This is a genomic window from Dorea acetigenes, assembly GCF_025567385.1.
Taxonomy (GTDB): Bacteria; Bacillota; Clostridia; order Lachnospirales; family Lachnospiraceae; genus Claveliimonas; species Claveliimonas acetigenes.
Genome location: NZ_JAOQJU010000021.1, coordinates 1 through 15,075 on the forward strand (window position 1 = coordinate 1; position 15,075 = coordinate 15,075).

Sequence of the window (15,075 nt, forward strand, 5' to 3'; positions counted from 1 at the left end):
TATAGTGATAGGTAAGCCTCTGATATCATCTCGGGCTTTTCCCCCACTCCACACCGTGCATGCGACTTTCACCGCACACGGCGTTCCATCGGTTAGTATTTTTCATTGTCTAAACAATCAACCTTTGAATAGAATAAAAACTGTAGTAGTTGAAATAAGATTAAATAGGTTGCATGGAAGCCAACTCACGAAGGTGGTTAACCTTTATAAGCTGTTTGATATCTAGCTGTAGTAAATCCATATATTTGTAAATAGTTTCCGCTTTTGAAGCATGAATGAGTTTATGTACGGAATTCTTTATGAGAATAAGATTCTCATAGGCATCCGTACCGCCTAAATGTCGGGGTAACTTATGATGGCAATGAATTTCCCCAACAGAGGAGAATTCAACACCTGTTATAGCACATTTTCCCCATTGGGCTGAGAAGAGAGATATTCGATTGTCTGCGTATTCCGCACTATTGGAATAGGCTGGTTGACGCATGAGAGCCAACATCATAGGGATGTTGATTCTCAGACAGTTGTGAATACCTTCTCGTCCTTCGGGAGTGTAATAATTCCAGCTCTTCTTACGGAAAAGCGGGTTTTTGTGCTGTGTGTATCCTATTGGATACACGGGCTCATTCGTACCAGCGACATATCGCATCATTTTGGATTTACCAAAACGGGCTTTTTCAAACTCCGTAAGCTCTCGCCCTGTTTTCACAAGACGGTTGCCTGTGCGAGTGCTAAGCCTGTTTGTCAGCAAGGTCATGACTGTGCGGTTTAGGGAAGCACAATCATGATTAACATGTGTGGCGATACAGTAATAATTCTGCATGCCAGTAACCATACTGTTATAGAGTCTGATTTCCCCCTGTTCGCCATATATTTTGCGAGGGTGAACGATTCTCTTTGCCTGTTCTTTAAGCTTCTCCCTTTTGTGCTCGAGATTTTTATCTGCGATATGAGATATAACCACGAGTTTGTTGCCTTTTCTGTGAACTTTCATTTTGAATCCGAGAAAATCAGAGTAATGATTTCTTACATTGACAATCCTCGTTTTCTTTTCAGAAATTTCCAGTTTGAGCCTTTCTTTCAGCCACAGAGTGACTGCACATTTGGTGCGTTCAGCGGAGTCCTTTGTCCTACAAAAGATTCGAAAATCATCTGCATAGCGAACAATGAACATTTCCTTCAGGTTAGATTTCTTAGCCTGTCGAAAGCCGTTTTCAGGTCTAGCATTCCGTTTGCAAATCGGACACCATTGCCATTGACTTTCTACCCAGTGGTCTAATTCGTTAAGCACGATATTAGCCAGAAGTGGCGATATAATACCTCCCTGTGGGGTTCCTTTGTCGGGTGTGATAAAAGTCCCACCTTCCAGTTTGATTGGTGCTTTGAGAATTCGTCTTATGACAAATATCAGTTGCTTGTCATGAATACCCATAGCCCATATCTGTCGTATCAGCTTGGCATGATTCACGTTATCAAAGAACCCTTTTATATCGAATTCAATGACATAGTGAAGATTGGCATGTTGAAGTAGCTGATAACTTCTTGCTATAGCGTTCTCAACCGAATGGTTCGGTCTGAATCCATAGCTGTTTTTGCTGAACTTAGCCTCACAAACAGGTTCCAATACCTGTTTGATACATTGTTGAACAAGTCTATCCCATATACACGGAATCCCTAAGGGTCTCATTTTACTTGGGTCGTATGGTTTTGGTATCTCCTTACGCCTTACAGGTTTTGGGCGATACCCATGTTCACTTCCATTAATAATAAATCTAACTTTTTCAACAACCTCATCGGGGGAACATCTTCCAATGTCCTCGATTGTGAGATTGTCTGTGCCACTTGTTTTACTTCCCGTATTTTTCTTGATATTTCTGTACGCTAGAAGAATGTTTTCCCGTTGAAGAATGACAGACATTAAATCTGTAAAAACTTCTCCGTTCAAACTTGCCTGGTATAGATTATCAATCGTATTCTGCATTCCGTAATACTCATTGTGACGCAGATTATCCTCACAGAGCAGTTGCTTTTTCTTTTTCATGGTCATAAGGCATCACTCTCCTTTCTTGGGAAAGTGTCCCTTTTTGTCATACTCGTAATCCTTATAAGATTGAATGACAACAATTGTTTCTAACCGACTAAAGCCCATTCCTCGAGCCCGCCTTTTTCGTAGGGCTGTCGTAGGTTCGAGCTTCGCTTTTCAGCACAGATTAGGCGGCTTATATGATTCGTCCGCAGATTGCTTATGAGCAACTCTGTACCTTTCCACGTTCCGATAATTCTATCTGTGCATATATCCTTAGGTGTCCGCTATAGTCCTGTCAGCTTGATTGTGCCTGTAACACAATACGGAGTTTCATATTTTCGATTCTTACTACACCGCACTGACCCACAATTAAGTGTCCATACATTTCTATATGGTAAACATCTAGACCCGTACATTCGCGGTTTTCGTCAGTCCGTCGTGGACATTCTCACCATAGATATTTTATAGACTCCCGACGTGTCATCTGCATACAGTACCTCTACCGCACTTTCGACAGCTGTATTTCTACACTGTTTCGGCAGACTTCCGCCGACTTTATCGAGCTCCAGACCCCAACCATTACAGTCGGAGCCGGTCGAAGTATCAGAGAAGGCATTTCAAGGCGTTACCCCATCATTCTACCTTTCGAATTATCAGTTGTTACTTACCTCGTAAGAAGGTAAGTCCGACGATTTTAGCATCGCATGGCCATAAGTCCATGAAGTTTTACCCTCATAGAGCGATGTTTGTGCGTCAACGTGTCGCACCAAAGATATTTTCAATTTCCCTGCTGGCAAGAAGATCTTTGATATTCTGTGTGATTCCAGTCGGTACGCCTCCCCATTTTCTGAATCTCTTCCAGATTTCTACGGAATAAGCTGCTGTCTGTTCTTCTTTGAGCAGAAGGTGGAATTCATCGATATAGTACCTGGTAGATTTGATGCCACGGTTGATTGTAACTCTGTTCCATACCTGATCCTGGACGATGAGCATTCCGATTTTCTTCAGCTGCTTTCCAAGTTCCTTAATATCAAAGCAGACAATACGGTTATTCAGTTCCACATTGGTTCTATGGTTGAATACTTTCAGTGATCCATTTACATAGATTTCCAGTGCTGTTGCAATTCTCTGGGCCTGGGGTTCTTTCTGCTTTCTGAGGCAATCATACAGGTCACCAAGGACCGGCATATTTTCCGGTTTTGGATCTGCAAAGTACTTCTGATACACCAGTGGAAGACAACGGTCGATCACTGATTTTTCCTCTGCTTCAATACCATCCCTGCTTCCCATGATCAGCTCACATAAGGACAGGACAAAATCGGATTTTACACCAAGTGGATTGTCATCATCGGAATAATCCATATTGATATCCATCGGATTGATATAATCCTTACTGGTTGGTGAAATGTGTACGACCTGTCCGCCAAGTGCATGGACCAGTGGGTAATACTCACCCTCCGGATCTCCGATGATAATGTCATCCTTCGTAACAAAGAAAGCGTTGGTGATTTCTCTTTTTGCTGCAAAGGATTTACCGGATCCAGGCGTACCAAGGATCAGTCCATTCGGGTTTTTCAGCTTTTTACGATCCACCATGATCATGTTGTTACTGAGTGCATTCAATCCGTAATATAAGGATTCTCCTGCCATAAAAAGTTCCTGTGTCGTAAACGGAACAAAGATTGCTGTACTGGTAGTCGTAAGAGCCCGCCTGATTGGGATATGATTTACTCCCAACGGAACACTGCTCATCAATCCTTCTTCCTGCTGATAATCCAGACGTTTCAGCACACAGTTATATTTCTGTGCAATACCGGCCGTCTGGAAGATGGCATTATCCAGTGCCTGTTTTGTCTTTGCAGTATTTAAAAAGAGCGCTGTTACAAGGAACATACGCTCATTTCGTGACTGCAGATCTTCCAAAAGACGTTTGGCTTCTCCGCCATAAGTATTCAGATCCGATGGGATGATATCCATATCGTATCCAGATCTTACCGCCTTTTTCTGCTCTTCAATTTTCATTCTGTTGATATCTGTAACCTTGCTTTTTACCAGCTTGATTGCCTTCATCTGATCCACAGACTGGACATGCAGATTGACGATGAGGTTCTTATCAATATCCAGAAATTCTGCAAGCATTTTATCTGTAAGCTCCGGTGCCAGGATCTGCAAATAAGAGACTGCTCCGATGGTATTTCCCATGCGGAATGTATTTCTGTCCTTGAATACAAAACTGGTCGGTGCCACATAATCTTTGGTATTGAGTCCAGTACGGATCATGGAACCATAATCAAACTGAAAGTCTGTCATATTGTCTGGATTGAAAGTCTCATATAAAATCTGCAGTCTTTCCACTCCATTCAATGGATAGGCCGGAACTCCAAGGATCTTGAAATTATTCAGAATATCTGACTCAATACGTTCCAGCTTTGGCTTTGCTTCCCGGATATTATCTGCTTCGATGGAAAAGGTGATATATTTTGATTTCACCAGTCCATTATTTCCTTTCGCCAGCTGCTGTTTCAGCATCTTGGCATATTCCATACGAACATCGTCAAAGGCATCATCCTGAGGACAAATCCGGATGACCTGTTCAAATTCTTTCATGCTACTTTTATGATTGATAAAGCTCAGCTGAAAATGAATACTGGCATCAAAGTAATTGAGAAAATCACACCAGTTTTCAAAGATCGCATTTTTATCTTCGTTCTGAGCCAGCTGGTAGTTGATGTCATAGAAGCGGATGCACTTAGAATAAGTTTTTCCCTGTACCCTGCAGATTCCATCTCTTCCCATTTCCTTATAAGCGATCGACTGCTGAACAGACAGTTTTTTCTTCCTGCGTTTTTCTTCCTGCTTTTCCTTTTTCTTTTTCTCTTTTCTGTCTACTTTTTTGTACCCGGTATCTGCGACAGTTTTCTTATTTTTCTTTTTTCGCAACCGTTTTTCCTCCTTTCGGTTTTCCTGCATCCGGTGACTGTCTGATCTGTTCCGGATCTGTTTCATAATAGTTTTCAGTCTCATATTTTCTGACGGGTGGACGAAGAAACTTCACCCGGATCATGTGCATCAGAACATCTTCAAGATGCATCCCGTCTTTTTCGTACATGGCAAATAAAAATGCCGGTAACATCAAAAGCACCATGACCGTTGCTGCATTACTGTTTCCCATCACATTTCGCAAGAGGAAATAGCTTGGAATTCCCATTGCAGCACCTATACCGATACAGATCAGCTGTCTTTTGGTCAGGTTAAATGCTACTTTATTTTTTACCTTCGTTAAATCTTTCGGTACGCTGACATATGCCATGATTTTCACTCCTTCCTGTAATTTAGTGCGCGTTGAATATCGACTTACTTAAAGAGGCCGTCTTAAAGAGGCTGTAACATAAGATCACTGTGTAAGCCATAACGCCAAATAATGAAGAACTCAGATTATCTGAATACTGGATACCTGCAACAAGCACTGCATAGATTGCAACGCATACCATCATCAGAAATGCCTGGAAAGCCAGGGCAAAGAGTCCTCTGAAATAATTCGTGCCGATCTGTCCCCATTCTCTGTTACTCATAGTTGCAAATGGAATCGGCGCAACTGAGGTATATAGGTAAATCTCTATCATACGTCCATACATGATCACTGTGATCAGTACAGACAGGATTCTCATACAGAAGCCGGCGATAAGGGTTTCCAGCGCCAATACAACAAGTTCTCCGATTTCCATACTTTCCAGGGTTGTGGAAAGATCCGTCAATGCCGAAGAAATATCAATGGCGGTACTTCCTGTGATAACACCGGCCGCAGAATTAACTACGTGCTGGCCCACGTCGAATACCGCCATTGTGATCGTAAAGGTGTTACTCACCAGATAAACAGCAATCCACATTTTTACGAAGTACTTGAAAAACATCCAGGTATCAATATCATGCATGTTGTTGCGCTCGGTCAGCATAGAAATCAATTCGTAGCAGAGTACGAGTGTGATAATAATACCTGCGATCGGCATGATCACGGAATCCGATAAGTTCCGGATCATACTGAATATGCTGCCGTTCCACCCTTGCGGGGTCTGTCCAACCTGGGTAGCGATCTCACCAGTCTTTTGATTGACATCAGTAAACATCGTGTCCAGGTTGGAAGTGATCATCCCGGTTAAGAGTTCCCTCATCCATTCCTCAATCGCATCAAAAATCTGACTGAACATGGATCTCTACTCCTTTCTCTTAACCAAATAATCCACTCAGAAGCGGGATCAGCTGTGTTCCGATCAGGATAACACCACCACCGCTCATCAGCTGCTTAATTCCCTGGGATTTTGCACCCGGGTTGTCGTTTCCATAACCTTCCATCAGGTTGATTACGCCCCAGACACCAAGGCCGGCACCGATTGCAACGACCAGTGTCTGAAGGATATTGATTGCACTGCTAAAAAAAGCCATAATCAAATGTATGAACAAACGCTTTTCTTATGGTCTGTAAGCGTTTGGCTCTACTCCTTTCCCTTTTATTCAGACCTTTTTGTACCCTTATCAGTAGTAGCAGGGTGCTCGAATTCTTTCTTTCATATCAGTCCTCACCTTCCTCAGCTTCAATCGCTGATACATCTTCTTGTGTTACAGTTACTTCATACATTTCAAATTCTGTATCTTTCGACATCACCAGTCGGTGTGCCAGATATTTTTCGACATCAAACGCATTATTCTTATTGAAATCGGCAAGCTCTTTGTACCGTTTGTGCTTTGTGATGTCATATTTGTTGCTTAAAAACGGCCGGACTCCACGAAGCTGTAAGATACATTTTTCTCCATCCATGACCGCCAGCTCATCTCTACTCATCAGTTCTTTTCCTGTCTTTTGATAGTTCAGCCCATAGGACCGGTTGCTGCCTCTGGTGTCTGATGTGTTGTAAAGATCAATGGTTTCCTTTCCCAGGGTTTCTGATATTTCTTTCAGTGTGGAACTTTCCTTTCCACCAAGGAAAAGAACAGTGTCACAGTTACCTGTGATCGTCTCTGCAGCATCCTTATAGATGGTTTTCAGCTGAGATTGTGACTGCAGAATGATAGAAGCGGAGATTTCCCTGCTTCGGATCGTAGCAATCAATTTGTCGAATTTTGGAATCTGTCCGATATTGCTGAACTCATCAAGAAGCAGCCGTACATGATAGGGAAGTCTGCCTCCATGCTCATCATCCGCTTTATCACAAAGCAGGTTAAAGAGCTGGGTGTACATGATCGCTACCACAAAGTTGAATGTGTCATCGGTATCACTGATGATGACAAACATAGCTGTTCTCTGATCACCGATCATATCCAGTTCCATTTCGTCATAGGACATGATTTCTCTTAGCTCCTGAATATCAAATGGTGCGAGTCTGGCACCACAGGAAATCAAAATCGATTTTGCAGTTTTGCCGGCAGCAAGCTTGTACTTGCGATATTGCCTTACTGCAAAGTGTTCCGGATTTTCTGCTTCCAGTTCTTCAAACAATTCATCCACTGCATTTTTAAATTCTTCATCATCCTCCCTGGTCTCACTGGCATTGATAAATTCCAGCAAAGTAGAAAAGTTCTGTTCTTCCTCTGGTGCCTCATACCAGATGTATCCGATCAGTGCAGAATACAAAAGACGCTCGGCCTTGACCCAGAAATCTTCAGTTGATTTTTCGCCCTCACCCTTGGTATTTGCGATAATGGTATTGACCAGCTTTAAGATGTCTTTTTCACTCCGGATATAATGGAACGGATTGTAATGCATGGACTTTTTAAAGTTGATCGTATTTAATACCTTGATCCGGTATCCTCCATTTACCAGCATCTTCCCGCATTCAACGATGATCGTACCCTTTGGATCAGTGACCACATAGGATACGTGGTCCGTCATCTGCATAAGATTGGGTTTCACATAGAATCTTGTCTTACCGGATCCGGAACCACCGATGACAATCACATTCTTATTTCTGGCATACTTTGGTGCTTTTGGTCTGCTGTTCATGGTCAGACGTTCCGTTTCTGTGAGGATGACATTGTTTTCAAAAACCGGATCCATGAAGGGTTCGATATCTTTTCTATTTCCCCATCTTGCAGATCCATACTCCACACCCTGCCGGAACTTCTTTGCGTTTTTAGAACGATAGTAGACAACCAGTTTTAATGCACTTGCAACCAGAACACCTACTGTAAGGTCCTGCAAAGCGATACTTGGCAGCCAGCTTAAAAATGCCAGTCGAAAATTGACTAACATCACGCCAAGTCTCTGGACCATGCTTTCTCCCAGGCAATGCCGGTACAGCCAGGATCCTTTATCTGCTACATAGAAGATAAAGAAATATGGGAGATTTAAGATCACCAGCCGTTTGATCTGGACCTTCTGTAATTTCTCCCGCATCATCGTTCCTGACCTCTGGATTTTTGTCTCTGCTTCACACGCTGGCGGTGCTTTGCTTTTCTTTCTACAGATTTCTGCAGTTTCTTTCTGACAGATGGTTTCTTCACCTGTTTCTTTTTCAGTTCTACTCCGGCATATTCCCGGAAAGCCGCTGTCATCACATCCACATCTTTAGCCTTAAAGAAGACCAGATATTTTGGTGGATCCGCACCGACTTCTTTTTTCAGGCTGTAATCAATCCCGTACTTTCTTGCCACACGGTCAAAGGATTTGATATTTTCATCTGTGATCTTTATGTTGGAAAGCTGTACTCCCTGTGCATTCAGCTGCTTGATGGTCTGCTTTCCATGTGGCTTTTTCTTTTCAATCTTTTTTCGGGCTTTTTCCCTTCCTTTCTCCTGGGCCCGTCCGGTCTTTTCAGCCATTTTCACCTGCGTTGCTTTCTGTTTCCTCCGGTTGTCCATTTCCAGGAACTTCCGAAGGGCTGCTTTTAGCACACTGGCAGTGATCTTGACTCCCTGGATGCTCAGGCTGATCACTTTCTGATTTACTTCTTCCTGCAATTACCCACGTCCTTTCTTTCCTTTCATTTCAGAATGAAGACGGGCAATACAATATCCGATGCATGGAACATGTTTTCCATACGGACAGCCACCACATGGTGTTGTTTTTACCGCTTTTTTCTTTTCAGGAAGCAGATAATGGCACTGCTTCAAGTTACAGCCTTTCTTTTTGCCTCCCCACCAGTAACAGTACTTACAGGACCATGGCTTTTCTTCGCTGTACTTTCTTCCTTCTATAGCTGCATTTGGTTCTATGATCAGATCTTTATTTGTCTTCATTCTGTTCTTCCTCTTTTCTCATGATTTCTGTCAGTTTTTTCTCTGCCTGACTTCCGGCAGCAATGAGACAATACAAAACTGTAAATATTGCCGCTGCTCCCAGAAGAGCAACAAAAATAATGATATTTCTCATGGTTTCTCCCATCTAAAAAAGCGTCCACAGATTCCTTTCGGTTTCCATGAACGCTCATTCTTATTTGATTAGTGTTTCTTTTTTCTCATAAATGCAAGGGCTCCTGTACCAGTCGCACCAATGCCGAGAAGCATAAACCACAGCCACAGATTGGTGTTATCCCCAGTCTTTGGTGAATCACTGACAGGTTTTCCACCTTCCGGTGTCTTTTCTGCCGGTTTTTCCTCATCTACCATGGTTACATGCTGTACTTCACTAGTATCCTTTACTTCGAATTCCACATCTTTTGCAACCAGATAGCCATCCGGTGCTGTTTCTTCACGGAGAGTGTATTTTCCGATTGGAAGCATTTCGATGTAATGTGCTTTCTCTGTACTGGTCCAGCTTTCGACAACTTTTCCATCCTGATCAAGGATCGTGAGTTTTGCTCCCGGAAGTTCTTTTCCGGCGATATCCTGTTTGGAGATTTTCACCTTCGTCACATCATCCTTCATCTCAACTTTCTGCACATCGGCAGTATCTTTGATGGTGAACTTCACGCTTTCAGCTGTCACATAACCATCGGCCGGTTTTGTTTCAACCAGTGCGTATTCTTTTCCGACAGTCAGCTCACGGATCACATGTGCTTCTTTACCGGAAGTCCATTCATCCACGATATTTCCATCGGCATCTACCACTTTCAGCTTACATCCTGGAAGTTCTTTTCCGGTTGTCAGACTGGATTTGGTAAATTCTACAACGGTTGGCTGATTCTCAAAGGTAAAATCATAGGTTACAGTCGGCTGATTCTCACCTGCATACTCAAAAGTAAATTCCTTTACTTCATCGTTGGTTACGAATCCATCCGGTGCATAGAGTTCTTTTACATAGTAAGTGGCTCCTATTGGAAGATCTGCAACAAATGTGATCTTTCCTTCTTCATCCGTAGATTTCAGTTCAATGATCTCATTGGCTTCGATCAGGACTTTACCAGTTGTCTCAGACTTAATGTCTTCTTTGGCAAATAATCCAAAGATAGCGCCTTCCAATGTACGGTCAGAATCTTTTTCTTTCTTAAGTACACTGACTTCTACTCTCTGGCGGTTGTTCTGCCAGTCTTTGTCATAGACTACAACTGGTGTATTCTGATCCACGTAAGTCAGATCTACATGACGGATCTCACCATCCAGTACATGACCGTAAGCAGTTCCTGTTTCTTTCACATAGTATTTACCAAGTGGAAGATTTTCCAGTTTTGCAATACCGGTTTCATCTGTCTTGATCGTTGCAATCAGTTCATCCTTTTTATAGTAATCGTCACTGACGCCATCGGCAGCCTTAATGTCTTCCTCAGCATAGACTTCAAACGTAACATCTGTCAGTTTTCCGGTTACATAGTTGAAAATGTGTTCCACCACACCTTTGACCTTATCGGCCAGTGTAACAGAATCCAGAAATTCTCCCTTTTTGTTGATGATGAGTTCACCAACCGGTACCTCGTCCTTCATTTCCACTTTCTGAACCTCTCCGGTATCTTTGACTGTGAATGTCACATCATTGGCTACCAGATAACCATGCGGTGCAAACTCTTCATGTAGGGTATAAGTCTCACCCACCTTCAGATATTTGATCACATGCGGTGCATCTTTGGAAGATGTCCAGCTATCTACTACATTTCCATCTTTATCCGTTACTTTCAGATAAGCTCCATCCAGTTCTACACCGGTTGTTGCATCTGATTTTGTGATCTCAACAGTTGTCGGCTGGTTCTTCTTTACGGATTTTAATGTTACTGTCTGCACATCCTGCCCCTGATAAGAAGCATCAAATCTCAGTACTTCATCCGAAGATACGAATCCATCTGGTGCTTTCAGTTCTTTTACATAATAGCTTCCAAGTGGAAGATCCAGTGTACATGCTGCCTGACCTTTTTCATCAGAAGTCATTTCCTGTAAAAGAGTATCTGCTTTGACGATTACTTTTCCATCTTTCGTCTGAATGTCTTTTGCATTGTAAATACCGAACACTGCTCCGGCTACTGTATTGCCTATCTCAGCATCCTGTTTTTCGACAGTAATCGACACTTTCTGTCGTTCATCTGTGACAGAGATTTCTTTCTCGATCACTGCAGTATCCTGATCCGCATAAGCAAATTCGACATTTTCCAGCACGGTATTTAACACATAAGTGTCCGGTGCATTCTTCTCTTTAACATAGTACCTGCCAAGTGGAAGATTCTTTACGGTTGCATAACCATCTGCATCCGTTGTGACGGTTGCTACCAGTGCATCCTTTGCAAAATACAGAGTTCTCTGTCCATCTGCATCTACCTGATGATCGGCAGTATAAATATCCTCTGCCGCATAGACTTCAAATTCAGCACCTGCAAGTCCAGCCATTTCATACTGGAAGTCCTTATCAAATCCCTTTAACACTTCACCCTGTTTATAGATCTTTAACTGACCTTTGACCGGGGCATTGGTATATTCCACATCAATGACTGCATCTCCTGTGACAGGATCGGTCAGATAAGCAGTATCTGTATCAACTGCAACTGTCACATAGTTTTTGGATATTGTGTACCCATTGGGTGCCGTCACTTCCTCAATCCGGTAGTTACCAGGTTTCAGATTCTTTGGCAGTACCAGGTATCCTTCCTCGTTTGTGAAATAAGATTTGTGTAATGTTGGCTTCGGATAGGATGTTGTCTGTTCCACATATTTCTGGTTATCCAGGTCGTATACCTTGAACTCAGTATTTGCCAGGAGTACAGATTTCTGTGTTTCTGCATCCTTTTTGATAATCTTTAATTTTGCTTTGAATTCTTTATCCAGAAGCACTCGCCATGTCTGCGGTGTATCTGGATAATTCTCTGTGATCTTCACTACAAAATCATCAACCGGTGCATAGTTGTGTTTGCTTGTGGTTTCTCTTACCACATAAGTTCCATATGGAAGCGGAATCGATCTTGCATATCCTTTTTCATCGGTAAACATTTCTGTCTGTCCATCTGCAGTCAGTACAACCGGTCTGGCTGAATCAAAATCATAACTTCCATCTGCCTTTACTTTCAGATTACTGACAAGCCATGCTGAAAAACCAACTCCCTTAAGAAGATCTGCATCGGTTTTTCCATTGTTTGCTGCCTTAATGATCTGGAATGGCTGTTTGACGACAGTTTCTTTACATACAGAAGTTCTTTCTACTGTCGGAACAGTAGCACCTTCGTAAGTACAGTCCACATCATGTTCTGTCGGATCCAGTACGTATCCCACCGGAGCACTAAGCTCTTTCAGATAATACTTTCCAAGATAGAGATCCGATACAGAAGCTTCGCCATTCTTATCCGTTGTCAGGGATGTGATCAGGGTGTCTTTCTTATAGATTGTTCCGGTTCTTCCATCCGGATGAACAATGTCTTCCCTTGCATAAAGACCATATACCGCACCTTCCAGTGTTGCATCACCCTGGGCTTCATTGCCTGTCTCAGCATCCTGTTTTGCAATGTTGAGCTTTGCATTTACTCGTTTGTCCGTTACATTTTTAGTCGTTGTCTTTCCGATAGCAAGAGTCACATTATAAGACTTTGTATCAATCTGATACCCTGTTGGAACAGAGATTTCTTTCAGATAAACAACTTCCTGTGTCTTTTCCATTGTGAGCTGTGAAGCACCATTCTGATCAGTTGCAGGCATCTCTGCAATCAGCTTTGTACATGCAGCATCGGAATAGATCCCGTACACTGCACCAGCCAGTGCGTTGCCTGTATCCTGGTCTTTCTTTACAATGGATACCTTGCATTCTTTTGTCCAGGTTACTTTAAAATCCACATATTTCTCATTTCCGACACCTTCACCGAAAACAAGAGCCAGGTCCTGTGTTCCAGATCCTGTTACAATCTTGTAAGCAGAGTATTCTTTATCAATGCTTCCCTTCATCCGAGAAGAAAATGTAGCACTGACGCTCTCTGCCTGATCAAGTGGTGCTGTCAGATAAAACTGTGTACCTCCACTGATTTCTACACTTGCTCCTGCAGCACTGGTTTTACCGGTTGTCACATTTACAAGCTTTACACCGCTTGGCAACTTAAATGTGATTGTCTGCAGTTTATCTGCTTTGAATGTGATCACGCTTGTTCGCTGGCTGTTTCCTTCCACATAAGCCTTTACATTAGATTCGGAAAAGCTCATATCTACAGACGGAATGTCCGGCATATTTACACAATAATTGTAAAGCTCCATTGCCAGGTTCTTTCCTGTTGCATTAGTTCCGGATGCCCAGTCACTGGATCCATTTGCATAAGCTGCTGCAAGATGGGTAATGATGAATCTCTTTCCTGCCGGAAAATCCGGATGTTTCTCATCGAAGAAACCATTCTCATCACTTGCTTTTGTTCCGTAATAGCAGACCTTTGCAAGTGTCTTTCCATCGGCAAGTTTCTGGATTGTATAAGTTCCATTTCCCGGTCCTTTTTTCGATGGTTCAACACAGTATGCTGTCGCATTGATGCTTCCCCATTTCACATAATATGGACAAGTCAGATAAGAACCTAATCCATAATCTGCGTAATAGTACCAGGAACCGGCTGTGACTGTGACTGATTTTGTTCCTGTTTCACCGGAAGCAAGCATCATTGGCATATCAAAAGTAATACTTTCGCCTGCTTCAAGATCTGCAAGAGCAACTTCCTGGTCAACAGCTTCCTGCATAACCTCTGAGAGTGTGATCCCTGTTTCCGGATCAACGGTCTCCTGATTCTCCGTTGCTTCGATCTCTGCATCAAATTCTTTTTCTGTCAGTTCTGTTTTGCTCTCCGTTTCAGCAGCACCAGTTTCCTCTGTAGACGAGTCTGCCTCAGAATCCTCTGTTTCTGTCTTATCGGAAGAACCAGCATCCTGATCAGAAGAACTTTCTGACTGCGAATCTTTCTGCTGATCCGCTTCTTTTACCACAATCTTTCGATTGATCTGGTAGGTTGGGTGATCCGTTGTCTGTGGTTCTACATAATAGACTGCCTTATAGGAATTGGCATAATCGGTAGAAAAGTCATTTCCATCCGTATCTTTTGCTTCCTGAAATGTAACTTTTACTTTGCTGTCATCCTGAATCGTAAGACCGGTATAATCACTCTTTACATCGAAATTGTCTCCAACCTTAATCTCATAATCCTTTGCAGTTACCACTTCATCTTCATCCAGCTGATCCTTGATTTCCTCATAATACGGAATCTTTTTTATAGATCCGGCATCCTCAGAAGCATAGGCAACAACGGGAGAGAGTACCGTCGATAGAACCGTTACTGCAGTCAGTAAACCGGACATCACCCTACGTGCTTTCTTTTTCACGTTCATTCTCTTAAATCCTTCCTTTCTGATTTTTTTGTGTATGGTTATCTGTTCGTGTCTGCGTATTATCTTTTATACGAAGATGGTCGCCTCCTTTCCTGAAATTTGCGCTATTTGGGACAGTCAGCACAAGCTGAGATAACAGCACAAATATATGGCGGTACCTGTTTATCACAAATACCGCCACATGATTTCTACTGTCATCCTCTTTTCAGATTCAGACATTTTATTTTGATTTAAAATTTAAGCGTTTTCCTGTTTTCTTTCCCGGATCCGTTCCTATATCAGTTTCCATCTCTGATACGTTTTCTTCTGGCAGACACGCAGCTTTTCGCTCTATGCATGTTCAAACCAAATATCACTCC

9 protein-coding genes and 1 pseudogene are annotated in these 15,075 nt (G+C 42.5%); all 10 read right to left on the bottom strand.

Features of this window, described 5'->3' with window-relative positions:
• Positions 1 to 160: 160 nt before the first annotated feature.
• Positions 161 to 2,038, bottom strand: coding sequence for a group II intron reverse transcriptase/maturase (gene ltrA, locus OCV99_RS13315; protein ID WP_416810594.1), 1,878 nt, complete (start codon positions 2,036 to 2,038; stop codon positions 161 to 163).
• Between the two features lie 753 nt (positions 2,039 to 2,791).
• Positions 2,792 to 4,963 (bottom strand): annotated as a pseudogene (locus tag OCV99_RS13320) (VirB4-like conjugal transfer ATPase, CD1110 family); the annotation flags it as partial.
• The gene (locus tag OCV99_RS13325; RefSeq protein WP_005334813.1) at positions 4,944 to 5,333 is read right to left on the bottom strand and encodes a PrgI family protein; all 390 of its coding nucleotides are present in this window, start codon (positions 5,331 to 5,333) and stop codon (positions 4,944 to 4,946) included. The pseudogene OCV99_RS13320 and the gene OCV99_RS13325, both read right to left, overlap by 20 nt.
• Before the next feature lie 22 nt (positions 5,334 to 5,355).
• Positions 5,356 to 6,228 carry a VirB6/TrbL-like conjugal transfer protein, CD1112 family gene (locus tag OCV99_RS13330; protein ID WP_158371229.1) on the bottom strand — a complete coding sequence of 291 codons (873 nt, stop codon included), beginning with the start codon at positions 6,226 to 6,228 and terminating at the stop codon, positions 5,356 to 5,358.
• Positions 6,229 to 6,247: 19 nt separating this feature from the next.
• On the bottom strand, positions 6,248 to 6,463 hold the full coding sequence (locus OCV99_RS13335; protein ID WP_005334815.1) for a Maff2 family mobile element protein: 216 nt from the start codon (positions 6,461 to 6,463) through the stop codon (positions 6,248 to 6,250).
• Positions 6,464 to 6,590: 127 nt separating this feature from the next.
• On the bottom strand, positions 6,591 to 8,414 hold the full coding sequence (locus tag OCV99_RS13340) for a VirD4-like conjugal transfer protein, CD1115 family (protein ID WP_158371231.1): 1,824 nt from the start codon (positions 8,412 to 8,414) through the stop codon (positions 6,591 to 6,593).
• The gene (locus OCV99_RS13345) at positions 8,411 to 8,974 is read right to left on the bottom strand and encodes a PcfB family protein (protein ID WP_055163285.1); all 564 of its coding nucleotides are present in this window, start codon (positions 8,972 to 8,974) and stop codon (positions 8,411 to 8,413) included. The genes OCV99_RS13340 and OCV99_RS13345 overlap by 4 nt, the downstream gene beginning before the upstream one ends.
• Positions 8,975 to 9,253: a hypothetical protein gene (locus OCV99_RS13350; RefSeq protein ID WP_055297478.1), complete on the bottom strand. Its 279-nt coding sequence runs from the start codon at positions 9,251 to 9,253 to the stop codon at positions 8,975 to 8,977. It abuts the gene before it with no gap.
• Positions 9,240 to 9,386 (bottom strand): hypothetical protein, encoded by a 147-nt coding sequence (locus OCV99_RS13355; RefSeq protein WP_162290843.1) that lies wholly within the window; start codon positions 9,384 to 9,386, stop codon positions 9,240 to 9,242. Before OCV99_RS13355 ends, OCV99_RS13350 begins: the two co-directional genes overlap by 14 nt.
• Positions 9,387 to 9,454: 68 nt before the next feature.
• Positions 9,455 to 14,716 carry a SpaA isopeptide-forming pilin-related protein gene (locus OCV99_RS13360; protein ID WP_158371233.1) on the bottom strand — a complete coding sequence of 1,754 codons (5,262 nt, stop codon included), beginning with the start codon at positions 14,714 to 14,716 and terminating at the stop codon, positions 9,455 to 9,457.
• Between the last annotated feature and the right edge of the window lie 359 nt (positions 14,717 to 15,075).

Coding starts and splice junctions, on each gene's coding strand:
- OCV99_RS13325 (WP_005334813.1), bottom strand. CDS start 5,333: ATGGCATATGTCAGCGTACCGAAAGATTTAACGAAGGTAAAAAATAAA.
- ltrA (WP_416810594.1), bottom strand. CDS start 2,038: ATGAAAAAGAAAAAGCAACTGCTCTGTGAGGATAATCTGCGTCACAAT.
- OCV99_RS13350 (WP_055297478.1), bottom strand. CDS start 9,253: ATGAAGACAAATAAAGATCTGATCATAGAACCAAATGCAGCTATAGAA.
- OCV99_RS13335 (WP_005334815.1), bottom strand. CDS start 6,463: ATGGCTTTTTTTAGCAGTGCAATCAATATCCTTCAGACACTGGTCGTT.
- OCV99_RS13360 (WP_158371233.1), bottom strand. CDS start 14,716: ATGAACGTGAAAAAGAAAGCACGTAGGGTGATGTCCGGTTTACTGACT.
- OCV99_RS13355 (WP_162290843.1), bottom strand. CDS start 9,386: ATGAGAAATATCATTATTTTTGTTGCTCTTCTGGGAGCAGCGGCAATA.
- OCV99_RS13330 (WP_158371229.1), bottom strand. CDS start 6,228: ATGTTCAGTCAGATTTTTGATGCGATTGAGGAATGGATGAGGGAACTC.
- OCV99_RS13340 (WP_158371231.1), bottom strand. CDS start 8,414: ATGATGCGGGAGAAATTACAGAAGGTCCAGATCAAACGGCTGGTGATC.